Origin of the sequence: Nocardioides sp. Root682 (genome assembly GCF_001427795.1) — a bacterium.
Lineage (GTDB): Bacteria > Actinomycetota > Actinomycetes > Propionibacteriales > Nocardioidaceae > Nocardioides.
The window spans coordinates 293,341-314,883 of sequence record NZ_LMHJ01000004.1 but is presented as its reverse complement, the minus strand read 5'-3'; the positions used below and the strand labels follow the sequence as shown (position 1 = coordinate 314,883).

General features: G+C 67.8%; 20 protein-coding genes. 4 read left to right on the top strand and 16 right to left on the bottom strand.

The window, feature by feature from the left end; genetic code table 11:
• Nucleotides 1-7 precede the first annotated feature (7 nt).
• From ASD84_RS22250 to ASD84_RS22195, 14 genes are all read right to left on the bottom strand, one after another.
• Complete coding sequence (locus tag ASD84_RS22250) at nt 8-424, bottom strand: SCP2 sterol-binding domain-containing protein (RefSeq protein ID WP_056716180.1); 417 nt, start codon at nt 422-424, stop codon at nt 8-10.
• 397 nt (nt 425-821) lie between these two features.
• On the bottom strand, nt 822-1,862 hold the full coding sequence (locus ASD84_RS22245; protein WP_156392179.1) for a tyrosine-type recombinase/integrase: 1,041 nt from the start codon (nt 1,860-1,862) through the stop codon (nt 822-824).
• A gap of 101 nt (nt 1,863-1,963) precedes the next feature.
• Nucleotides 1,964-2,146, bottom strand: coding sequence for a helix-turn-helix transcriptional regulator (locus ASD84_RS22240; RefSeq protein ID WP_082574013.1), 183 nt, complete (start codon nt 2,144-2,146; stop codon nt 1,964-1,966).
• 1,174 nt (nt 2,147-3,320) lie between these two features.
• Nucleotides 3,321-5,675 (bottom strand): hypothetical protein, encoded by a 2,355-nt coding sequence (locus ASD84_RS22235; RefSeq protein ID WP_200954659.1) that lies wholly within the window; start codon nt 5,673-5,675, stop codon nt 3,321-3,323.
• Between the two features lie 824 nt (nt 5,676-6,499).
• Nucleotides 6,500-6,691 (bottom strand): helix-turn-helix domain-containing protein, encoded by a 192-nt coding sequence (locus ASD84_RS26205; protein WP_082573966.1) that lies wholly within the window; start codon nt 6,689-6,691, stop codon nt 6,500-6,502.
• A gap of 2,276 nt (nt 6,692-8,967) precedes the next feature.
• A complete protein-coding gene (locus ASD84_RS26200; protein ID WP_162251583.1) occupies nt 8,968-9,144 on the bottom strand; it encodes a WhiB family transcriptional regulator in 177 nt (58 codons plus the stop codon).
• 40 nt (nt 9,145-9,184) lie between these two features.
• Nucleotides 9,185-9,349 (bottom strand): helix-turn-helix domain-containing protein, encoded by a 165-nt coding sequence (locus ASD84_RS24900; RefSeq protein ID WP_082587109.1) that lies wholly within the window; start codon nt 9,347-9,349, stop codon nt 9,185-9,187.
• A 71-nt stretch (nt 9,350-9,420) separates the two neighbouring features.
• Nucleotides 9,421-10,020: a hypothetical protein gene (locus tag ASD84_RS22225; protein ID WP_056715760.1), complete on the bottom strand. Its 600-nt coding sequence runs from the start codon at nt 10,018-10,020 to the stop codon at nt 9,421-9,423.
• A gap of 149 nt (nt 10,021-10,169) precedes the next feature.
• On the bottom strand, nt 10,170-11,102 hold the full coding sequence (locus ASD84_RS22220; RefSeq protein ID WP_056715757.1) for a proline dehydrogenase family protein: 933 nt from the start codon (nt 11,100-11,102) through the stop codon (nt 10,170-10,172).
• Nucleotides 11,103-11,187: 85 nt separating this feature from the next.
• Nucleotides 11,188-11,922: an ABC transporter permease gene (locus tag ASD84_RS22215; protein ID WP_056715755.1), complete on the bottom strand. Its 735-nt coding sequence runs from the start codon at nt 11,920-11,922 to the stop codon at nt 11,188-11,190.
• Complete coding sequence (locus ASD84_RS22210; protein ID WP_235531204.1) at nt 11,919-12,641, bottom strand: ABC transporter ATP-binding protein; 723 nt, start codon at nt 12,639-12,641, stop codon at nt 11,919-11,921. The genes ASD84_RS22215 and ASD84_RS22210 overlap by 4 nt, the downstream gene beginning before the upstream one ends.
• 28 nt (nt 12,642-12,669) lie before the next feature.
• Nucleotides 12,670-13,284, bottom strand: coding sequence for a TetR/AcrR family transcriptional regulator (locus tag ASD84_RS22205; RefSeq protein WP_056715748.1), 615 nt, complete (start codon nt 13,282-13,284; stop codon nt 12,670-12,672).
• Nucleotides 13,281-14,096, bottom strand: coding sequence for a sugar phosphate isomerase/epimerase family protein (locus ASD84_RS22200; RefSeq protein WP_056715746.1), 816 nt, complete (start codon nt 14,094-14,096; stop codon nt 13,281-13,283). Before ASD84_RS22200 ends, ASD84_RS22205 begins: the two co-directional genes overlap by 4 nt.
• Nucleotides 14,093-15,031 (bottom strand): exopolyphosphatase, encoded by a 939-nt coding sequence (locus tag ASD84_RS22195; RefSeq protein ID WP_056715743.1) that lies wholly within the window; start codon nt 15,029-15,031, stop codon nt 14,093-14,095. The genes ASD84_RS22200 and ASD84_RS22195 overlap by 4 nt, the downstream gene beginning before the upstream one ends.
• 58 nt (nt 15,032-15,089) lie before the next feature.
• On the opposite strand from ASD84_RS22195, the gene ASD84_RS22190 reads away from it, so the two are divergent.
• From ASD84_RS22190 to ASD84_RS22180, 3 genes are all read left to right on the top strand, one after another.
• Nucleotides 15,090-15,851, top strand: a complete 762-nt coding sequence (locus ASD84_RS22190; protein ID WP_056715740.1) for a hypothetical protein — start codon at nt 15,090-15,092, stop codon at nt 15,849-15,851.
• A 102-nt stretch (nt 15,852-15,953) separates the two neighbouring features.
• Complete coding sequence (locus ASD84_RS22185) at nt 15,954-16,592, top strand: VOC family protein (protein WP_056715736.1); 639 nt, start codon at nt 15,954-15,956, stop codon at nt 16,590-16,592.
• A gap of 11 nt (nt 16,593-16,603) precedes the next feature.
• The gene (locus tag ASD84_RS22180; RefSeq protein WP_235531203.1) at nt 16,604-17,332 is read left to right on the top strand and encodes a class I SAM-dependent methyltransferase; all 729 of its coding nucleotides are present in this window, start codon (nt 16,604-16,606) and stop codon (nt 17,330-17,332) included.
• 3 nt (nt 17,333-17,335) lie between these two features.
• Here ASD84_RS22180 and ASD84_RS22175 read toward each other — a convergent pair whose 3' ends face one another.
• Together ASD84_RS22175 and ASD84_RS22170 are read right to left on the bottom strand one after the other, a co-directional pair.
• Nucleotides 17,336-18,877 (bottom strand): S8 family peptidase, encoded by a 1,542-nt coding sequence (locus ASD84_RS22175; protein WP_056715734.1) that lies wholly within the window; start codon nt 18,875-18,877, stop codon nt 17,336-17,338.
• 95 nt (nt 18,878-18,972) lie between these two features.
• Entirely contained in the window at nt 18,973-20,007 is a 1,035-nt protein-coding gene (locus ASD84_RS22170; RefSeq protein WP_056715730.1) for a LacI family DNA-binding transcriptional regulator, read from the bottom strand.
• A 72-nt stretch (nt 20,008-20,079) separates the two neighbouring features.
• Here ASD84_RS22170 and radA point away from each other — a divergent pair, with 72 nt between their 5' ends.
• On the top strand, nt 20,080-21,516 hold the full coding sequence (gene radA, locus ASD84_RS22165; protein ID WP_056715728.1) for a DNA repair protein RadA: 1,437 nt from the start codon (nt 20,080-20,082) through the stop codon (nt 21,514-21,516).
• The last annotated feature ends 27 nt before the right edge of the window (nt 21,517-21,543 follow it).

Genomic DNA, 21,543 nt, shown 5'->3' with positions numbered 1-21,543 from the left:
ACCAGCCTCAGACGTCGTAGTCGATCTCGGGCGCCGCAGAACCCCACGACTGCAGGAAGTGATGCAGCGCGGGAGCGTTCTCGATGGCCGCAGCCATCGGGCCCTTGACGAACTTGATCTTGCCCATCACCAGGGACTTGCCCGCCTCGGCACGACCCTCGGCGAGGTCCTTCCAGGTCGAGAGGTCTGCCTGAATGTTCAGCCACAGGTCGTCGTCGGAGAACTCCGGACCGGAGGTCCAGGACGCAACCTGGCCCTCCTTCCACTCAACATGGGTCACGAGGTCGTCGCGGCCGAGGACGCCGAACGCCATCCGGTTGGTGAAGGTGCTGGCGTTCTTGAAGCCTTTGAGCATTGCCACGCTGGCGTTGGCAGCATCGGTGGCGCCATCGCACCACTCCTGCGAGAAGAACTTGGTGGTCATCTTGCGACTCCTGACGATCAGCGGCACAGCAGTGAGTGGCACCGCCATCGGTCGACGGTGCCTGTGTGCCAGGGACGGGGCCGGCGCTCACAACGCTCACGAAGCGTTGTGACCCGGGTCACCCCATTGAACCCCAAATCATCTTAGTGGTCAACAACTTGATCCTAAGAAGACTTGGAATGCCGTTACTCGCGCTCTTCGGTCAACTTCGTGCGCGCGCCTGCACGGCGGAAAACGGCGGAACGCGCTTGCCCGCGAAAGCATCCGGGCCCGCTCGAGAATCGTCACTGGCGAACGCCTACTGGCCATGGTCGCCGGTGCGTGTAAAGGCGGCTTTTGGGGCCGACGCAGGGGTCACTCAACTGGCTCGCGAGGCGGATGACGTGCCTCGTGCTGGTCACGATGCAGAGATCGCTGCGAACATCTCGTTGACAGCCGTCTGTGCCTTGATGCCCGCCTCCGGCATGAGGTGGGCATAGACGCGCATCGTGAAGCCTGGGTCGGCGTGACCCAGATAGTCGGCCAGCGCGCGGGGGCTGATGCCGTGTTCGAGTTGCAGGCTGGCATAGAAGTGTCGTCCACCGTGGGCCATGAAGTCCCGCGTCGGAGGCAACCCAGCTCGGCGAAGAGCCGGCTTCCACACATGGGCGTTCACACAGTTGCGGTTGAGTGCGTTCCCTTCAGTGGTCGTCACGAGGAGACGTGCAGACTCGGAGGGTCCGTCCAGGCCACCCATCGGCATCGTCACCTCCCTGGCCGGATGCCTCTGCAGGTGCGCCGCGATCTGATCGGCCACGCTGCTCGGGAGCGGCACCGTCCGAACCTTTCGGCCCTTCGGCAGCGCGAACAACCGCTGGTTCCTCAAGATGATCACTTGCCGTCGAACCGTGACAACCCGTCGCAAGAAGTCGATGTCATCGACGGCGAGCCCGAAGATCTCGCCCTGACGCAGACCCAGGCCGGTAGCGAGCGTGAGGAGCAGCCGATAGCGCTCCGGGAGCTCTCGCTGAAGCGCCGCGATCTGTGCAGACGTCCACGGCACAAGGGGCTTGTCGTCTGGTCGAGGGGCTCGCACAGAAGCTGCCTTGCAGGGGTTCTTCACGATCCGATCGTCATCGACCGCGGCCGACATGATCGATGACAACAGACGCAGAAGGAGGCGCACCGTCTGCGGTCCGAGATGGTCCGAGAGCCCGCGGACCCACGCCTGGACTACCGACGGCCGTACGGCAGTCAGACGGTGGTGCCCCAGGGTCGGCACGATGTGAAGCCGGATGTCGTGCTCACGCCGCTCCCTCGTGGTTGGCCCGAAGGTCTGAACTTCGAGCCAACGGCCGGCGTACTCGCCCAAGGTCATCTGCCCGCGACTGAGATCGAGGTACGTCCCCCGCAGAAGGTCCGCCTGGACGGTCGACCGGTAGGCGCGAGCCAGCGCCAAGGTCGGAAACTGCCGAGAGACCTGTCGCCCGCTAGGGTCCCGCCACCGCACACGATGGACGGTCTTCCCTCCGGAGACGCGCTTCTGAATGCTGGCCACGGCTACCGTGCTCCGGTCTCGTGCGACGCCTCGGTGCACTCGTCGAGCCAGCGCTCCACCTCGTCGACCCGCCAGTGCAGCGCTCGGCCGAGGCGGATCGCCCGCGGCCCGGCACCCACCGTCCTCCACTTATACAGAGTTTGCAGCGGCACTCCTAGGTAGGCCGCCAGTTCCTTACTGTCCATCAGCGCCTTCATCGATTCGTCGTCCCTTCGCGCAGGACCTCCCTGCTTCGCTCTGTACTTCGACCGCGGTCGACGATGACGCTTTCGACGGCTCAGCAAGAGCGATCCGGGTTCTGTGGGTCGATCGTGCGCGGACGCGCAAGGGGTTGGGACGAGCGAGAAGGGCCCAAGCCCATCAACGAGTTCCACTCAAGTGGTGGAACTTGCCGTTCCCTTCCGCAAACCGGGGCCCGCACCACCGGAGCGACAGCTCCCGGCACCCTCTCTACATGTTCTAACGGGCGTTACTTTGATGACGACTTGGCTTTGAACCCCACAACAGGAGAACGGAAGGGGCGCGTTGCACTTGTCGGTCTACAGAGCGACCGAGTTGACGATGGCTCGCTGAGGTCCTTCGCTTTCGCCTGCTCAAGCGCGCCGATGAGCTCCTGCAGGCCGTCGTGTGTGCCTTCCGGGCCTGCGGAGAAGTTGGCACTTCTGTCCTGCGACCCATCGGACCTGACCTTGATCACGGCTGACGAAGGGGCCGGGCTTCACCGGAGGACAACGTTGTGCACGATCCAAGCCAGGTCCGCAACCTGCGAAACGTTGCACTTTGCTGGTGCAACGCGATGGATCGTGGCTACAAGTTCTCACCATGAATCGCTGCGCACCGGCCGTGGGGCCGCCGGCGTTGGGGCATCAACCGGGCTGCCGGCCGATACCGTCCCCGCCGAGCGGGCTCGTATCTCCGCATGGCCAACGTGCGTTGAAGGGCGGCAGGTTCTCGACCTGGAGAGGACCATGATCCACAGCGAGCGGCGGTCGCTCCGTGCCTCCGCGACCGCCGAGATAAGCGTAACGCTCAGCGCAATGCCTCCAACGCACGTTACTTGCCCATCGAGTTTCGTCCGGCCTACTTATCGCGAGAGAGGGGCGGCCGTTGGAGACATGCACCCTTCTCGAATCTCGCGCGAGTAACGGGGGGGGTGGGGTCTGTCTGGGTGCCGACATCCTCAACACGGTTCTGCGCCCTGGATCAGGCGCATCGTTGCAAAAAATCCCCACCAATCCTCGTGGGCAGTGCCGCCTCGCGCGCGCACGCGTTTGGACTAGAACGATGGTCCATCAAGTAACGGCCGTTACTTGGTCGGGCACCAGGTTTTCGCACTACCTCGCGGCCCGCCGGAACCAGTTACCGACGCTTCCTCCCGGATCGCTTGCCACGCAACTGCCTGGTCGCGCGCTTCGCGCTCGGCGGCACAGTCGCAAACGTTCGCGCGAGGCTTCGCAACGGAGCGATCTCCATCTCCGCGTCGCGGGCGACAGTCCGGACTTCGGGGTGCCCAATAAAGCGAGATCCGTATAGCCGACCGTCCGTGCGGTAGAGCAGAACCATCGACCGACTGGCTGCGGTCTGGTACTGCTTGGCGCTGACGTAGTCGGGGACGTGATCGATATCCACCCCGGCAGGAACCGCACATGCAGTGAGCAGCCAAGGGCCCTCCGAGGTGGTCCCATGGGTAGTCAAGCTTCTCTCGCGTTCGCCACCGCGCGACCTACGGCACATCGCCTTGATCTCTCGTCCCAGCGACTGCTGCGCAGGCCCGCTCAAGCCCACCAGATCAGCACCGAACCGGAGCCAGCCTGGCGACTTCGACTGCTGGCTGGCGGACAAGAAGTCCTCTACCCAGTGTTCCTCCCGCCGAGTCGGCTTGGGCACCTCGGTGTCTGAAAGCCCTTCTGTCCAGTAAAACCATGCGTCCAAGGGATCTGTCAGAGTGCCCATTCGGACCTCGACCTGCTCGTCGAAGGCCCGTCGACGATGGAGGTCTTCGGGAACCTCGATTGGCAACTGAGCGGCTACATCACTGGGGTCCAACTCGAAGTACATCCCGCCGCTCAGGAACCACATGAACAGATCGAGTTCGTCTGCCCCACTGACCATCGTCGCCAAACGACGACCGCGGCGACGCCGCACGTACTCCAAGAAGTGCGCCGGACGTTCGACGACACGGCTCAACACGGTGAGGTCGTGCATGCTCACGATCCACGGGATCTCGCTGGACTGGATCACGCCCTTGGTCGCAAGGTCGTTCATCGACAATGAGAGCGGACCCATGTCGTCGAGCATCACGATGATTGAGTGGATCTCCTGCACTGCCGAGAGATCGATCCACTTGCCGTCGATGGTCCAGACGCCCTCGTTGCGGCCGATGAGGTGCGCCAGACGACCGGCCTGGTCGCTGCCCTCCTGAAGTGTCTTCTCGAGATCGGTGGCCAACCGCTTTGCGTTCCCTGCGCGGGCCTTCTCGGTCAGCGAGCCGGCCTTCACCTCGACGCAGAGCGCGACACCATCGACCACGACCAGAAGGTCGGACTCGTACTCACGTGACTCCACGCCCGACAGGTCCGCGTTGCGCCCGAAGTGGCCCGAGTCTGCCAACGACTCCGGACCGAGGTACTTCTGCCCACACCAAGTCGCTGGCGAACCCGCGAGCAGCAGACCCATCGCTTTTGCAGCCTTCGACTCTGAGAAGACTGCTCGTCGACGGTTGTACTTGGCCCATGCTCGCGCCGCCAGCCCGCCTCCTTGCCCAGCGGCAATCATCGCCCGCTCGATGCCGCGTCGCAGCTCGTCCTCCCCGAGGAATCCATTGAGGATCAGGTACTCGTCACCATCTGCGATACAGCCGCCCGGCGAGACTTTTCTGCCCTCGACGAACGCGTAGCGCAGATCAGCCGCATCCGACGCGGCCCTCTTCGAACTGAAGACGTCGAGGACGTTGCGCACCGTCGCTTCCGGCAGACCCGCGTGGTCAGCGACATCCGAAGCGGTCACGGCACCGAACAGTCGGCATTCATTCAGCATGAGGTTCATATCGCTTCGGAGTTGCTCTCGATCTGAGGCCCCGAGATCTCCACCGCCGCTTCTTACGACGAGGTCGCCTGATCGATCACGCGCACCGAAGAATCTCTCGTTGAGTAGGTCCACCGCAGCATCACGAAGCGCACGCGCGTCGTCGAGCGTGAAGCCGAGGCTCGCGCTAACCAGTGCCGTCACCGACGGATCGTTGAACAACTCGGTGTTCATCGCCTCCGCGACCGACTGGTACTGCCTGCCACGGACGGACAACTCGTAGCCGAGGAACCTGCCAGCGAGCGAACCGAGGGGTTGCTGGACAGAGTCGCCAATGAGCAGCGCCCGCACACTTGCAGCGTCGATGACGGCACCGGCGCACCCCATGAGCTTGCCGAGGTCAGGCTGGCCAGAGTTCTCACCTGTCAGCGGCTTTCGAGGCAGACCCATGCCAAGCAACACCAGGCCCACGACGTCCTGCGCGGCTTGCGACGTCTCGACTCGGCTGTCGCTCTCACGGACATCGGAGAAGTCCCACGGACCGGCGACCATCCGCAAGAAGGCCAGCGCGTCGAAGGAGTCGTGTCCCTCCAAGGCGGCCTCGAGCTCATCCCAGCTGCTCTCAATCGTGCGGTCGAGGTGCGCGATCGCGTCTGCACGACCGGAAGTGTGGGCGAGGAGTTCGGTCATGTAGCGGTCCGCACGCGCAAGATTGACGCCGGTCCCGGCTCCAATAAATCGCACGCTTTCAGGCCCTGTGGTCACGCTCTCGATTGTTCTGCATACGTCCGACAGATTCGGCGTCGCGACGGCTGGGCCGCCGTAGTCTTGTGCTCCGAGCTCGCAGAGTAAGGCTGTTCCGACGCAATGAAGGCATGCACTGCGTGTTCGCGGTGTGTGTCAGTTGGCTGGACAGGGGTCCAGACAAAGTCCTCTGCGACTCCTACGGCGCTTCAAGGCGTGCAGTGCTATCAACGCACTGAGCCCGTACACGTAGTGGGTGCCGCGCGGCAGACCCGGTCCCACGAGGTAGCCGGTGGAGCGCGGGTCGTGGAGTCAGTCGTCCGAGGGCGTCTCACTGCACGTCTGGGCGGTTCCACCCGGACCCGGCCTCATCGGCGCCGGCGTCGCTTCGCTTCGCGAGAGGTTCCAAGATCAACGTATCGGCGTGCGTCAACGACCGAGTCAGCTGCGGTCGTCAGCCCCCAAGGATCGATCTGACGAGCGACGGGCGTCGGAAACCGACCCGATCACGACACAGCCCCGGGACTGAGCTGGCCCGACATCCACTATGTGCCCCGTCCACTCCCCAGTCCTTTCGTCGCCCTGCTCCTTGTAGTAACGGGCGTTAGATGGGCGACTGACTCCAATCCGGTCCCGAACGACGGGCTCGAGCACGCTGGAGAGCCGTTTGGAGCACTTCGCTCCGACGACCGCGCTGCTGCGGAGGCCCGCCGCACACAAGCAAGTTCAGGTCAGTCCGAAGGTTGTCTCGGTGTTGGATGAGCGAGCGGTTACCCCTGCACGGGTGTCGACGGTTCCTTGTTGGGGATCTGTCGCAGTGCGTCCACATCTGAACGCCGAATCCTGAAGCAGCGACCCAGCCTGATCGCTGGCAACTGCCCCGCGTCGATCTGACGACGAACGGTCGCGCGGTGGCAACGGAGCAAGTCGGCGGCTTCCTGGACTGTCAAGTATTCGCTCATGACAGGTACTTCGACACGAACAGTCTGCCTCGATGTGGAACGTCATGCTGGTCTCTGTCACTCGGTGTCGAAGTACGTCGCATGCCTGGTTATGGGGAATGGTTCGAACAAGCCGCCTATGGACAAGGGAGCGTCTGCATGCGCAGGGTTCCAACTCAGATCGTCGATCTCCGTACAGGGGAGCTGCGGCCGGCCTCCTGCGGTAGCCACCAATGCCCTGCGTGCGTGATCAGCAACGCGCGCCGCTCGGCAGTGGCGATCGGCCGTAGTCGTCCGACTGTCGCGGTGCTCCTGACCGATGTCAGCTCAGACTGGGGCGACGTGCGGGACTCGATGAAGAGCTTTCGCCGAAACATGAACCGCAAGGTGGCCGGCTGGCAAGACTGCTACCACGTCGAGCGAAACCCGTCGGGCGTCGGGAACCATATCCACGCTTGGGCTTGGTCTGCATCTGGATCGCTAACGCGAGACGTTGTGCGAGACGCCGCGGCACGCGCAGACATGGGGTGGGCGGATGTGCAGCCGAGGCGCGCGCCGGAAGGCGCCTCATTGAGTTACGGCCTGAAGGCAGTCCTTCAGGGTGATCCCACCGCGGCACTCCTACCCCCTGCGACCGCAGACTTCCTGTCCATCAACGGCGGGCGTCTCCTTCATGCCACTCGCGGATTCTGGCGTGACGGGCGAGGCAACGCGATCAGCGGCCTCCACGAGGCGATCGGGAGGCGTCGATCGGCGTAAGAACGCGCTCGCGAAGCTCAGCAGTCGAGAGTGAGCGCAACGCAACATCTCCGAAGGACATGCACTGCGTGTTCGCGGTGCCCGTCTTTTGGGGAGCGCGACATCCGTGTCAGTGAGGCACCGGGGCCGCCCTTCGGCCAGTCATCGCTGTGGGTACGCGCAAGGGGTGGGGGGTGTCATGACCCGGTCGCACGACCAGAAGTCCCTCGCGCGGAGGTTCTCTATCGGAGAACGTTTTGGGTTTACCCCGCTGACCAGAGAGAGGACAAGGAAACGGTGGGGATACGCCCCCCTACCCCCAGGATCAGAGATTCCTGGTGGCAGGGGGGCGACTTCCAGAGTTCTGACCGTCACTGAGTCTGAGGTGTCCGGCAAGTCCTTAGCCCCGCGGTCCTTGCGGTACCGCGCATCCCGGAGGGATGCCACGCCCACTACGGGCGCAAGGTCAACTCTGGTGCCCAAGTCAAGGGCGTCGGCCCTGTAGGCGAGTCCCAGACGACGGTTCGCCTCCGGTCGCGCGAGGATCAGCTCGAAGTCCGCGAACTAACGGGCGTTACATGCCTGGGCTGATAGCGGAGCCGGCGCAGATTGCTGCTACCCGGTCGAACCCGCGCGCCGGTCCTTCCACCCTGTGGCGCTTGCACTCTCCCCCGGCCCACCTCTGACTGCTGAAGATCCGCAGGTCCGGTTTGGGAAACCCTCCTTACCCCAGAGGGAACCCCTGCGGCTGGGAGGCTTTCGGGGCTGACCGCCGTGAGTCCTTGGCCGGCCCGCTATTAGCCCCGCAGGGTCTCGCGATCCCTGCAACCCCGCGTGGGAGCCCGTTCCACTACGGCACGAAACCATTCTTTCGGATCGAAGCACCGGATTCCATGGGGCGACCCGCGTATCGCACGAAGTCGGCAGGTACTCGCTCCTCGTTCCCCAGGTCGACAAGTGGGCGACGCCCTTGACCAGACGACAAGGCTGGGAACAGCGACCAAGAGGGCGCTCCTCCACCCACGAAGGACCTGCCATGAAACTCACCTGGTGCCTCGACGCGCATAGCGTCATCTGCCCGACCTGCGGCGCCCTCCCCATGCGGCACTGCCGCGAACTCAGCGGCAACCTGCGTGAGGTCACGCACCTGGACCGCTATCGCGCGTTCACCCACCAGCGTGCCATCTCCGAGGGCCGCGCTCCGGGGCGAAGCCCAGGCGAGCGCGAGGAGCACCGGGCGCAGATCCGAACCGTCGACTGCCCCACGTGCCACGTCGCGGCACACGAATGGTGCCAGTGGCGCAGCCCGAGGGGCAGGCGAGCAGTTCACCCCGCCCGAACCGAGGCGTACGAGACGGCCACGACCTCATCGACCCGACACCCCGTCGTGTCGACCAAGTAACGGGCGTTCAAACAATGAGAGCGGCGCACGACCGACTCGGAGGTTGCGCCACCTCCGAGTTCGTTCGAGCTCGATCGCCTTGCCAGGGAGTTCCGCCGCGTTCACAGGCCTTCACCAAGGTTGTCCCCAACCGAATGCTCGCACTGATTCCGGTCTCCTAACCGAACGAACGGCCGCCCCAGACGCCTACGAGACTGCGACCCTCCGCGAACTCACGGCACTCGGCACGGACCGGACAGGTTCCGCACGGGAGACCCCGCAACGACACTCGCCCTCCTCGACCCGAGGAAAAGAACCGGTCTGGCTCTGCCCCGATGCAGGCAGCCCGGTACATCCAGTCCAGGTCTGGATCGAATCGCCACCCAATGCCCCACCTACTCATCGAACGCCAACCCGTGGTCACGAAGCTCGCGGATGTCCTCCGGGCGGAACCTGACATTGCGGCCCATTCGGACCGAAGGGATGCGGTCAGCCCGTGCGGCCCGGTACAGCCAGTCCGGCGCAACACGAAGGATGGCAGCGGCCTCCTCGACGAGCATCAGGGGCTCGATCGACGCGTGAGCCTGAGGCTCAGAGGAACCCGGGCCAGGCTGGTCAGTCGATTGCCCGGTCACTTGGTGACCTCGGTCTGCCCGAGTTGATCGACCTGTTCGGCCAAGCGCCGGCGAGCGTCCACCCACTCGCGACGGTGGTCGGCGTGGAATCCCGAAGCGAACTGCTTGAGGTATTCAGTCGGCGGAGTCTTCGGAACCTCCCTGACCCACCTCTTGAGCAGCGTCCTGGCCGCGCGTAGGAGCCGGTCGGCGGCCGCAGGGTCGGTCGTTGCCAAGCGACGCGCATCCTGCTGAACCGATACGAGCGTCCGGTACTGGACCCACTCCCTTTCGAGGTCGAGCCGGTAGGGCCGGCGAGCGCGTCCCATCAGGTCCCGCAGGTCGTTGTGCGACACCCACCCGCGGAACTCGACAATCATCCATCTCGGGATTCCGGCAGCGAAGGCCTCGGCGATGACCTCGACCAGAACCTCATCAAACACAACCCGCGTTGCGGTCGCTTCGTTGTGGTGGGCCGCCACGTCGATGGTGCGGCCGAGCTCTGCCTCAAGCGCAGTGCGTTCCAACCTCGTGTCGCGGTCGTACCACTCGCCAAAGAGGGCCACGATCCGGTGATACTCGTCGAGCGCGCTCTGGCGGGTCTTGTCGTTGTCCATTCTAATCCTGCTTCCTGGTCACCTCAGGGCCACATCGGGGCCACCGAAGGTCGACGAACGCCGCCATGCGGCGACAACCGTCGATCAGTGTTTATGCAGGTCAGAGCCAGTTTTGCTCAGGAATCACGCTTGACTGCGCTCCTGCTGAGTCACTTCCTGGAGATCAAGGACGTGAGAAACAGTGACAGGTTCTGCGGACGCTCCGCCAGTCGCCGCATCAGGTAGCCGTACCACTGCTCGCCGTAGGGCAGGTAGACCCGCACCTTCTCGCCGCTGGCGGCCAGGCGCTGCTGCTCGAGCGGCCGAATTCCGTAGAGCATCTGGAACTCGTAGGTGCCGGGCGCCTTGCCGTAGCGACTCGAGAGGGAGGCGGCGATCTCGATCAACCGCGGGTCGTGGGTCGCGATCATCGGATAGGCCTCGCCCGCGAACAGCACCTTGAGGCAGCGGACGTAGGACCGGTCCACGTCACGGGGGTCGGTGAAGGCGACGTCGGAGGGCTCGTCGTAGGCGCCCTTGCACAGACGCACCCGACTGCCGGCGTACGCCAGGGTCCGACAGTCGGCCTCGGTGCGGTGCAGGTAGGCCTGCAGCACCGCGCCGGTGGAGGGGAACTCCTCGCGCAGCGCCAGCACGATCCCCAGCGTCGCGTCGGTGACCGTGTGGTCCTCCATGTCGATGGTGACCGTGGTGCCGGCGCCGGCCGCCGTGCGGCAGATCTTGCGGGCGTTCGCGAGGGCGATCCGTTCCCCGTCGGGCAGCAGCAGGCCGATCGCGGTGAGCTTCAGCGACACCTCGGCGTGGCGCGCGAGGCGGTGGTCGGCGATCTTGTCGAGCAGGATCCGGTAGGCCGTCACCGTTGCGGTCGCCTGCGCCTCGTCGAGGGTGTCCTCGCCGAGGCGGTCGATCGTGGTGTGAATGCCCCGGGCCGCGAGCTCCTCGACCGCGGCCAGGGCCTCGCGGACGGTCTCCCCGGGCACGTAGCCGTGCACCATCGCGGAGGTGATCGGGAGCGTCGTGACCAACTTCTTCACGGTCCCGCTGCGCGACAGCAGCAGGAGGGAATCCCGGACCGGTCGCATGGCTCCAACCTACGCAAAGGGCCCGCGGAATGGGGGTTTCGGCTCTCGGGCGGGGGTGAGATCAACCCCACGCCTTCCGTCAGTTTCAGTCCGTACGACGCCGCAGGGTTGCCGCACCGAGGGCCAGCGCCGCGACGGCGAACCCGGCCACGATCGCCACGTCGCGCCACACGTCACCCGGCCGCGTGCTCGTCGCGAGCTGCTCCATCGCGTCGACGGCGTAGGAGAGCGGCAACAGGTCGGCCACGACCTCGAGCGTCCGCGGAAGCCGGTCGCGTGGCACCAGGAGGCCGCACAGCAGGATCTGCGGGACGACGATCGCCGGCAGGAACTGGACGGCCTGGAACTCGGTACGGGCGAATGCGGAGACGAACAGGCCGAGCGCCGTACCGAGCACGGCGTCGGCCACACCGACCACCACGAGCAGGCCGGCGGCGCCGCGGACGTCGAGGTCGAGCAGACCGATCGCGACGCCCGCCGCCAGGGCTGCCTGCACCGCTGCCACGGCACCGAACGCCAGGGCGTAGCCGAGCAGGAAGTCGAGGCGCCCCATCGGCATCGTGAACAGGCGCTCGAGGGTCCCGCTCGACCGCTCCCGGAGCGTGGTCACGCTGGTCACCAGGAACATCACGAAGAAGGGGAAGATCGCGAGCAGGGCCGGCCCGATCCGGTCGAAGACCAGCGGCGTGTCCTGGAAGACCCACCACAGCAGGGCCTGGAGCAGGCAGGGCAGCACGAGCAGCATCGCCAGGGTGCGGTGGTCGCGGCGCAGCTGGGTGAGCACGCGGGTGGCGATGGCCAGGGTGACGCGGGGACTCATGCCGCATCCCCGGACCCGGACTCGACGAGCGTGAGGAACGCGCTCTCGATGTCGGCGGCGCCGGCCCGCTCCTTGACGGCTGCGGGCGTGCCCTGGGCAAGGATCCGGCCCTCACGCATCAGCAGCAGCTCGTCACACCGCTCGGCCTCGTCCATCACGTGGCTCGACACCAGCACGGCCGTGCCGGCGTCCGCGATCCGGTGGAACAACGCCCACAGGTCGCGCCGCAGGACCGGGTCGAGTCCGACGGTGGGCTCGTCGAGGACCAGCAGGTCGGGCTTCCCGAGGAGTGCGACCGCAAGGCCCACTCTCGACTGCTGGCCGCCACTGAGCCGGGACACGACGCTGTCGCGGTGACTGCCGAGGTCCACCGCGTCGACGGCCTCCTCGACGGCCTCCCCAACGGCACCGGCCGACCTGCCGAGCACCCGGGAGAAGAAGCGGAGGTTCTCGGTGACCGTCAGGTCGTCGTACACGCTGGAGGACTGGGTCTGGTAGCCCACCCGGTCGCGGACGGCGGGACTCCCTGCCTCGGCTCCGAGGACGGTGACGGTGCCGGCTGCCGTCTTCTGCACTCCGACGATGCTGCGCAGCAGCGTCGACTTCCCGCACCCGGACGGGCCGAGCAGCCCGGTGACGCCCGGCCCGATCACGAGGTCGAGGCCGTCGAGCACCGGGCGCCCGCCGCGGACGACGTGGAGCCCCTCGATCCCGATCACGGAATTCACCATACGTTGAATAATGCGCTCACGGGAGCGGCGGCGCAAGGGGCAACGGGCCCGTGAGGAACCCGTCCAGCGCCGGCGCGTAGATCGCCACGACCTGCTCGATCGGCATTGACGCAAGGGGCTCCACCAGGACGACGTAGCGCATCAGGATCACCCCGATCACCTGGCTCGCGGCGAGCGGCATCCGCGTGGCCGCGTCCTGCACCCCGAGCAGCGCGCCGACGGGTTCGAGGACCACCGGCAGGAAGCCGTCGCGGACCAGGCGGTCGCCGCCCGGCTCGAGCAGACGTCGTACGACGGCGAGGAGCCCGGGTTGCAGCGACGGGTCGTCCCACACCCCCAGGATCGCCCGCAGGATGCGCTCACCGGGACCGTGATCGGGAGCACCGGCAGCGATCCGCTCGGCGATGACCTGCCGCGGATCGACCGGCAGCTCGAGGGCGGCGACGAACAGGTCGTCCTTGGAGCCGAAGTAGTGGTGAACCAGCGCCGGGTCCACACCGGCGTCGCCCGCGACGGCCCGGATCGTCGTACCGCTGAAGCCGACGGCAGCGAACCGTTCGCGCGCGGACGTCAGGATCGCGGCGCGCGTGTCGGGGCTGCCGCGCCGACGCCCGCGGGCCGGGGCGCTCATGCGTCCGGCGACTTCGTCTTCGCCGTCAGGTGCTGCTTGGCGAACTCGAGGGACTCGAGCAGGTCGGCCTCGCGTTCCTCGCGGGTCGTGCAGCGCCGCGTGTTGATCTCGAGGATGACCTCCCCCGCGAAGCCGGTGGTGGCCAGGTGCTCGAGGAACGCCGCCGCGCCGATGTCACCGCGGCCGGGCACGAGGTGCTCGTCCTTCGCGGAGTCGGTGCCGTCCGTCAGGTGGATGTGGCGCAACCGGGGGCCGAGCCGCTCGGCCATCGCGATCGGGTCGGAGCGCGCGATCGACGCGTGGGAGAGGTCGATCGTGGTGTTGGCATAGGGCTCCGCCGACGGATCCCAACCGGGGAGGTACATCTCCATCTGGCGGCGGGACGCACGCCACGGGTACATGTTCTCCACCGCGAACGCGATACCCGTCGACTCCTCGAGGGCGGCGATCCCGTTGACGAAGTCGCGGGCGTACTCCTTCTGCCACCGGAACGGCGGGTGCACGACGACGACCTCGGCACCCACCTCGCGCGCCATCGCAGCAGAGCGCTCCAGCTTGCCCCAGGGCTCGACGCCCCAGACCGCCTGCGTGAACAGCAGGCAGGGCGCATGGATCGCGCTGATCGGCATCTGGTGGTGGTCGGAGAGGTGCTTGACCGCACTCACCTGCTGGGAGAGGGCGTCGATCCCCACCATCACCTCGACCGCCTCGTAACCGACGCTGGCGGCGTAGGCGAAGCCGTGTGCGGTCGACTCGGGATAGACCGAACTGGTGGACAGTCCGATCCGAGGGCGGTTCGCCGGGACCGTCACGGTCCGTCGGCCACGCCGAGCTTGTCGATGCGCTCCAGGATCACGCCTTCACGCAGCGCCCACGGGCAGATCTCCAGCTCGGCGAGGTCGAAGATGTCCATGCACGCCTCGGCGACCAGCGCCCCCGGGACGATCTGGTGGGTGCGGCTCGGCGAGACGCCGGGAAGCTCGGCCAGCTCCTCGGGCGTCATCGCCACCAGCTTCGGGATCCAGTGGCGCAGCTCGGCCAGCGGCAGCGAGCGCGGCACGAGCGGGCCGTCCCCCGACGGGGCCGAACCGCAGATCCTCGCCAGCGAGCGGAACGTCTTCGAGGTCGCGGCCGCGCGGTGGGTGGTGCCGGCCCGCAGCAGGTGGCCCGCGTCGCGAGCGATCTCGGAGCGGATGCGTCGCCGGATCTGGCGCAGCTGCTCCTCGTCCGGAGCAAGCGCGAAGTCGGCGCGCGCCAGCCGGGCAGCGCCCAGCGGCAGGGACCAAGCAACGGTCGGGCGTTCGTCGGAACCGGCCGCGATCTCGAGGGAGCCGCCGCCGATGTCGAAGACAGCGAGTCGCCCCGCCGACCAGCCGAACCACCGTCGTACGGCCAGGAAGGTGAGGCGCGCCTCGTCCTCCCCCGGGAGTACGGCGATCCGCACGCCGGTCTGCTGCTCGACGTGTGCGAGCACGGCCTCGGAGTTGCCGGCGTCGCGCACCGCGGAGGTGGCGAAGGAGAGCATCTCCTCGCAACCCTTCTCCTCGGCAACGCGCACGGCCTGCGCCGTGAACGCGGCGAGCGCGTCGATCCCGGTCTGCGACACGTCGCCCGACTCGTCGAGGTGCTCGGCCAGGCGCAGCGGCTCCTTGTAGGAGTACGCCGGCAGCGGCGCGGCACCGTCGTGTGCGTCGACCACGAGGAGATGACCGGTGTTGGAACCGATGTCGAGGACGCCCAGCCGCATGCGTCCAAGGTACTCGTCGCGGCGCGGAGAACCACCGGAAGTCCTCTAGATTGGGCGGATGCCTGAGGTCCCGCTCGACTTTCCCCGCGCGTGGGTGGAGTTCACCAACCCCGCCGACGAGACCGAGGTCCTGCGGTGTGACCTGACCTGGCTCACCTCGTCGTACACCTGCATCTTCGGCAATGGTTGCGCCGGCATCTACGCCGACTCCCCCGACGTCGGCTGCTGCACCCTCGGCGCGCACTTCGCCGACAAGGAGGACGAGGAGCGGGTCGCCGGCTTCGTCGAGCAGCTCACCCCCGAGCAGTGGCAGCACCACCCGGGCCGCCCGGTGAAGCGCAAGGACTGGGTGGAGAAGGACGACGACGGCGAGCGCAAGACGCGCGCCCACAAGGTCGACGGCCAGAGCTCCTGCGTGTTCGCGAATCGCGAGAATTTCCACGCTGGAGCGGGATGCGCGCTCCACGGCCTGGCACTGGACCAGGGCCGCAACCCGCTCGAGACCAAGCCGGACGTCTGCTGGCAGCTGCCCATCCGGCGCACCTTCCGCGAGGTCGAGCGGATGGACGGGTCGTCGTACACGGAGGTCTGCATCAGCGAGTACGACCGCCGCGGCTGGGGTCCCGGAGGCCACGACCTCGACTGGTACTGCTCGGGCAACACCGAGGCCCACGTGGCCCTGGAGCCGGTCTACGTCTCCAACGAGGCCGAGCTGGTCGCCCTGATGGGCCGCAAGGGGTACGACGAGCTGGTCCGCCACTGCGAGGCGCACCTGCGCTCGCGATCGGCGCTCGCGCTGCATCCGGCTGACCCGCGCTGACCTTGTTCGGTCACCCCACCCGGCGTGACGACCACCTCTCGACATCAAGAAACCCGGACCCCGCCGGTTTCGCTCTCTCAGGCGAAGTTCAGAATGTCTGACATGCGCCTCGACCATCTCTCCTACGCAGCAGGGCCCGACGGACTCGAGAGCACCGCTGCGCGGCTCGGAGCAGCACTCGGGCGTGAGTTCGTCGATGGTGGTGTCCACCCCCGCTTCGGCACGGTCAACATGATCCTTCCGCTGGCCGACGGCATCTACCTCGAGATCGTCCAGGCCCTCGACCACCCGGCGTCCGACAAGGCGCCGTTCGGCCAGGCCGTCAAGGCCCGCTCCGCCCTCGGTGGCGGCTGGCTCGGCTGGGCCGTCGCGGTCCCGGACATCTCGGTCGTCGAGCAGCGCCTCGGTCGCTCCGCAGCTCCCGGTTCGCGGCACCGCCCCGACGGCACCTCGCTGAAGTGGCAGCAGATCGGCATCAACGGCCTGATCGCGGACCCGCAGCTCCCCTTCTTCATCAACTGGGACGTCCCGGCCGAGCTGCACCCGTCCGCGGGCGCCGATGGCACCGTGTCCCTCGCGGGCATCGAGATCGCCGGTGACCCGCAGCGGGTCAGCGAGTGGCTCGGCGAGACCGTCGAGGCTCCGCTCGAGGACGTCAAGGTCGAGTGGGTCGCCCCGCACGGCACCCCCGGCATCCTCGCGGCCCAGGTGCTGACCCCGAACGGCATCGTAAGGATCTGAGCGACTTCCCGGTGGTTGAGGTGCGAGCGCAGCGAGCCTCGAAACCCCCGGGCACCATCCCGAGCCCGAACATCTGGCACCACACGGCCACCTACGAGCTCGAGAACCACGCCGCCGACCCCGACGGTCGACTCTGGTCGGCCATGGAGGCTCGGGCTGACTGGTCCGGTCGCGTCGTGCTCGACCTGGGCTGTGGCTCCGGCTTCCACCTGCCCCGTTTCGCCGCGACCGCCGCGAGGGTCGTCGGCGTCGAACCGCACCCGGGCCTGATCCGGTTGGCCGAACGGCGACTCCGCTCGCGCGACGTCACCAACGCCGTGGTGCTCTCCGGCACCGCACAGGCGATCCCGTTGCCGGACTCGTCGGTCGACGTCGTCCACGCGCGCTGGGCCTACTTCTTCGGACGCGGCTGCGAGCCCGGGCTCGTCGAGCTCGACCGGGTGCTGCGCCCCGGCGGGACGGCACTGGTCATCGACAACGACGGGTCCCGCTCCACCTTCGGCGCCTGGTTCCGGCGGGGCTACCCGCACCTGGACTCCCCTGCCGACACCGAGCGGTTCTGGAGCATCCGGGGCTGGACGCTCGACCGGGTCGACATGGGTTGGCGCTTCGAGAAGCGTGCCGACCTCGAGGCCGTCGTGCGGATCGAGTTCAAGCCCGACATTGCGGACGAGATCCTGACCCATCACGAGGGCCTCGAGGTCGACTACGCGGTCAACCTCTGGTCACGCACTCACTGACCATCACTGGACAGCGTCGAGTGCGTCGACGACGCCCTCTCCGTAGTAGCTGTTGTCCTGGTCGGTGCCCACGCACGGCGCACCGGCGGTCGCGACGACACAGGCGTGGTCGTCGGCCTGGACGCGCAGCTTCTCGATCATCTGGGCCGGCGACCAGTCAGGGTGCACCGACTTCATCAGCGCCAGGACCCCCGCGACGTGCGGTGAGGCCATCGACGTACCGGACTTCAGGCCGTAGCCGTTGTTGGTGACGACGGTCGACAGGATGCGCGAGCCGGGCGCAGCGACGTCGATGACACCGAGGCCACGGTTGCTGAAGCCCGAGAGGCGGTTCTCGAGGCCCGTCGTCGGGAAGCGCTCCAGCGACGAGACGGTGACGACGCCGTCCAGCTCGGTCGGGATGTCGTCGCACTCGCTGTTGAGGGTCCGCAGGATCGGGGTGCTGTCGTCCGGGCTGGTGTCGTCGGTCGTCTTGTTCGCCAGGTCGTACGACGAGTTGCCGGCCGCGGCGGCGTGCACGACGCCCTTGCCGGTGGACCAGGTCACGGCGCGTCGTACGGCTTCCTTGGCGGCGTACTGGTCGGCCTGGTCCTCGCAGTAGAACTGGAACGGGTCGACGTAGTAGCTGTTGTTGGTGACGTCCATGCCGTGCTGGCCGGCCCAGACGAAGCCGCAGACCGCGAACTCGGGATAGATGAAGCCCTCGTCGCTGACGACCTTCACGGACGCCATCCTCACGCCGGGGGCGACACCGACGATGCCGGTGCCGTTGCGGGCGGCGCCGATCGTGCCGGCGACGTGGGTGCCGTGGTCGCTGGTGGTCGGGTACCAACCGGTTGCCGAGGTGTCCGGCCGGCCGGCGTCGGTGCAGTTGACCGAGTCCTCGACGTCGATGTTGGCCGCGAGGTCCGGGTGGTCGGGGTCGATGCCGCTGTCGAGGACGCCGACCACGACGTCCCTCGAACCATCGGTGATCTCGTGCGCCTGGTCGGCCTTGATCATGGCGAGGTCCCACTGCTCGGACTCACGCGGATCGGGCGCGACGGCGAGGGTCGCCTCGGCGCCGGTGTTGTCCTCGCTGCGATCAGCCGTGCTGCTCCTGCCGATCTGGCCGTTGCCCGGTCCCCACGGAGCAGGGACACCTTCGGGCGTGCCCTCCAGCACCGGCACGGTGCGGGTGGCACCGACGGACTCGAGCGCGTGGCCCGCCAGCGCACGGACCTGGTCGCGGAAGTCGGCCTGGTCGCTGTGGGCGACGATGACACCGATCTGCGGCCAGGTCTGGACGACGACGCCATCCGCTGCGCGGACCGCTCGCTCGACCAGACGGACCTGGCCGGGGTTCACGATCTTCGTGTTGAGCAGGTACGCCGACACCACGCCGTCGGGCGTGCTGATCGGGACCGGGGTGGACGGCGGTCCGTCGAGAGCACCGGTCGGTGCGGCGCTGGCACCGGATCCGAACGCGGCGAGACCGGCCAAGGTGAGGCCGGTCGCGACCGTGAGGGCGGCGACGCGGCGTCGCCGATTGACACCTGAGGACATGGGTGTTCCTTCCGAGTGGGATGCAGGATTGCTGCGTCGACATCCTCACACCCGCACAGCGTCCTTGTCGCCCCTCACGGGACAGGAAATTCTGCTCAGCCCGAGGTCGTACGCCGAACGGCGAGCGTCGGCGCGAGCAGGACCCCGGCGGCGTCGTACCCGGTGGCACCGAGCAGGCCCGTGAGCGCGTCGACCAGCTCCACGGCCACCTGCTCCAGCGGCTGTCGGACCGACGTCAGCCCCAGCACCTGCGCGACCTGCGAGTCGTCGAACCCGACGACCGCGACGTCGCGACCGGCGAACTCCCCACGATCCGCGAGCGCCTGCAGGACGCCCACGGCGAGAGTGTCCGAAGCGCAGATGAAGGCCGACGGGCCGACCGCGTCGAGCAGTTCTGCAGCCGCCTGACGGCCCGCTTCGACGGTGTCCTCGACGGCGGCCTCAAGGCCCGAGGTCGAGAGTCCGTGCGCGGCCATGGCCCGGTGCCAACCTGATCGCCTGTCGTCACCCAGCCTGGATCCGGGGACCCAACCGACCCAGGCGACCCGCTCGTGGCCGAGGTCGCGGACGTGGTCGGTGGCGGCCTGCACACCCGCCGCGCCGTCGACGTCGACCCAGGGGTGGGTGGCGCCCGGGTCGTCCCAGGGCCGCCCGAACGCGACGAACGGCGCGCGCCGCTCGGCCAGTCCGACGGTCTGCTGGTTGCCGAGGTAGGTGTCGGTGACGACGAAGGCGTCGACGGCCGTGGAGCGGAGCAGGTCGTCGTACCCGGCCATCGCGTCGGGCCGGGACCCTTCGACGACGGGGCCGGTCGAGAGCAGCAGCACGTGGTAGCCGACCACCCGCGACGCCTCGACCAGGCTGCGCACGAACCGGTCCATCGCCATGTTCGCGGTGAACTCCTGCGGAGGCGTCAACCGCAGGCCGATCAGCCGCGAGGAGCGGGTGCGGAGCTGTCGCGCGGCCTGGTTGGGGGTGTAGCCGAGCTCGTCGATGACCGCCCGGACCCGCTCGAGGGTGTCGGCCCGCAGCAGGTCGGGGCTGTTGATCGCGTTGGAGACGGTCTGCCGGGACACGCCAGCCCGTTCGGCGACGTCGGCGAGGGTCGCCGGGAGCCGAGGGATGTCCACCGGCCCATGATCCCATGCACCGCCGGGCGTGCCTGCCGCGTCGTGTCGGAGGCATGTCCTAACGTCTGGAACATGGCTGGTTCGAAAGTACGTTCGACTTACCGATGCGGCGAGTGCGGCTGGTCCACGGCGAAGTGGGTGGGCCGGTGCGGCGAGTGCCAGGCGTGGGGCTCGGTCTCCGAGGTGGCGACCGCCGGCGCCGCCACCAGCCGTACGACGGCTTCACCCGTGACCTCCGCCGCAGTGCCGATCGGCCAGATCTCGGCCGACACGGCCGTGCACCATCTCTCGGGCGTGCCCGAGCTGGACCGGGTGCTCGGTGGCGGCCTGGTGCCGGGCGCCGCGGTGCTGCTGGCCGGCGAGCCCGGCGTCGGCAAGTCGACACTGCTGCTCGAGGTGGCCGCTCGCACGGCCCAGCGCTCGCAGCGCACGCTCTACATCACCGGCGAGGAGTCGCCGGCCCAGGTGCGGCTGCGCGCCGACCGCACCGGGGCGATCCACGACGAGCTCTACCTCGCCGCCGAGACCGACCTCGGCGCCGTCCTCACCCACATCGAGCAGGTCCGGCCCAAGATGGTGGTGATCGACTCCGTGCAGACGATCAGTGCCTCCGAGGTCGACGGCGTCTCCGGTGGTGTCACCCAGGTGAAGGAGGTCGCCCAGGCGCTGGTGCGGATGGCGAAGAGCCGCGACATCACGGTCGTGATGATCGGCCACGTCACCAAGGACGGCGGGATCGCGGGGCCCCGCGTGCTGGAGCACCTCGTCGACGTCGTCCTGCACTTCGAGGGTGACCGTGACTCCCGCTTCCGGATGCTGCGCGCGGTCAAGAACCGCTTCGGTCCGGTCGACGAGGTCGGTTGCTTCGACCTCGGTCCCGACGGCATCCGCGCCGTCGACGACCCGACCGGCATCTTCACCGAGCGCCACCACGGACGCGTCGCCGGCACCTGCGTGGCCGTCACCATGGAGGGCCGCCGACCGCTGCTCGCGGAGGTGCAGGCGCTGGTGACCGTCTCGCCGGCCGAGCGCCCCCGTCGTACGACGTCCGGGCTCGACGGTTCACGCCTGGCCATGGTGCTCGCCGTGCTCCAGCAGCACTGCGGGATCAAGCTCCACCAACACGACGTGTTCGCCTCGACGGTCGGCGGCGCCCGGCTCACCGATCCCGGCAGCGACCTGGCCGTCGCGGTCGCCGTCGCCTCGGCGACCTTCGTCAGCGCGCCACCGGCCGGGGTCGTGGCGATGGGCGAGATCGGGCTGTCCGGTGAGCTGCGCCGGGTGCGCGACCTGCCGCTGCGGCTGGCCGAAGCCGCCCGGCTCGGCTTCGAGATGGCCGTCGTGCCCGCCGATCCGGGGGCCGCGCAAGGCGTCCGCCGCGCCAGCACTGATCGGATGGTCGAAGGGATGCGGGTCGTGGAGGCCCCCGACGTCGCGACCGCCCTGCGCCTGCTGCACCTCGACCGTCGTACCAAGCACGCCCTGGAAGTCCTCGAAGCGGCCGACTGAACAGTCCCGTCCCCGATAAAGCACCGC

Bases quoted from the DNA above. Each gene is read 5' to 3' on its own strand.
- ASD84_RS22250 (WP_056716180.1), bottom strand. From the start codon at position 424: ATGACCACCAAGTTCTTCTCGCAGGAGTGGTGCGATGGCGCCACCGAT.
- ASD84_RS22240 (WP_082574013.1), bottom strand. From the start codon at position 2,146: ATGGACAGTAAGGAACTGGCGGCCTACCTAGGAGTGCCGCTGCAAACT.
- ASD84_RS22235 (WP_200954659.1), bottom strand. From the start codon at position 5,675: ATGACCGAACTCCTCGCCCACACTTCCGGTCGTGCAGACGCGATCGCG.
- ASD84_RS26205 (WP_082573966.1), bottom strand. From the start codon at position 6,691: ATGAGCGAATACTTGACAGTCCAGGAAGCCGCCGACTTGCTCCGTTGC.
- ASD84_RS26200 (WP_162251583.1), bottom strand. From the start codon at position 9,144: ATGTACCGGGCTGCCTGCATCGGGGCAGAGCCAGACCGGTTCTTTTCC.
- ASD84_RS24900 (WP_082587109.1), bottom strand. From the start codon at position 9,349: ATGCTCGTCGAGGAGGCCGCTGCCATCCTTCGTGTTGCGCCGGACTGG.
- ASD84_RS22225 (WP_056715760.1), bottom strand. From the start codon at position 10,020: ATGGACAACGACAAGACCCGCCAGAGCGCGCTCGACGAGTATCACCGG.
- ASD84_RS22220 (WP_056715757.1), bottom strand. From the start codon at position 11,102: ATGCGACCGGTCCGGGATTCCCTCCTGCTGCTGTCGCGCAGCGGGACC.
- ASD84_RS22215 (WP_056715755.1), bottom strand. From the start codon at position 11,922: ATGAGTCCCCGCGTCACCCTGGCCATCGCCACCCGCGTGCTCACCCAG.
- ASD84_RS22205 (WP_056715748.1), bottom strand. From the start codon at position 13,284: ATGAGCGCCCCGGCCCGCGGGCGTCGGCGCGGCAGCCCCGACACGCGC.
- ASD84_RS22195 (WP_056715743.1), bottom strand. From the start codon at position 15,031: ATGCGGCTGGGCGTCCTCGACATCGGTTCCAACACCGGTCATCTCCTC.
- ASD84_RS22190 (WP_056715740.1), top strand. From the start codon at position 15,090: ATGCCTGAGGTCCCGCTCGACTTTCCCCGCGCGTGGGTGGAGTTCACC.
- ASD84_RS22185 (WP_056715736.1), top strand. From the start codon at position 15,954: ATGCGCCTCGACCATCTCTCCTACGCAGCAGGGCCCGACGGACTCGAG.
- ASD84_RS22175 (WP_056715734.1), bottom strand. From the start codon at position 18,877: ATGTCCTCAGGTGTCAATCGGCGACGCCGCGTCGCCGCCCTCACGGTC.
- radA (WP_056715728.1), top strand. From the start codon at position 20,080: ATGGCTGGTTCGAAAGTACGTTCGACTTACCGATGCGGCGAGTGCGGC.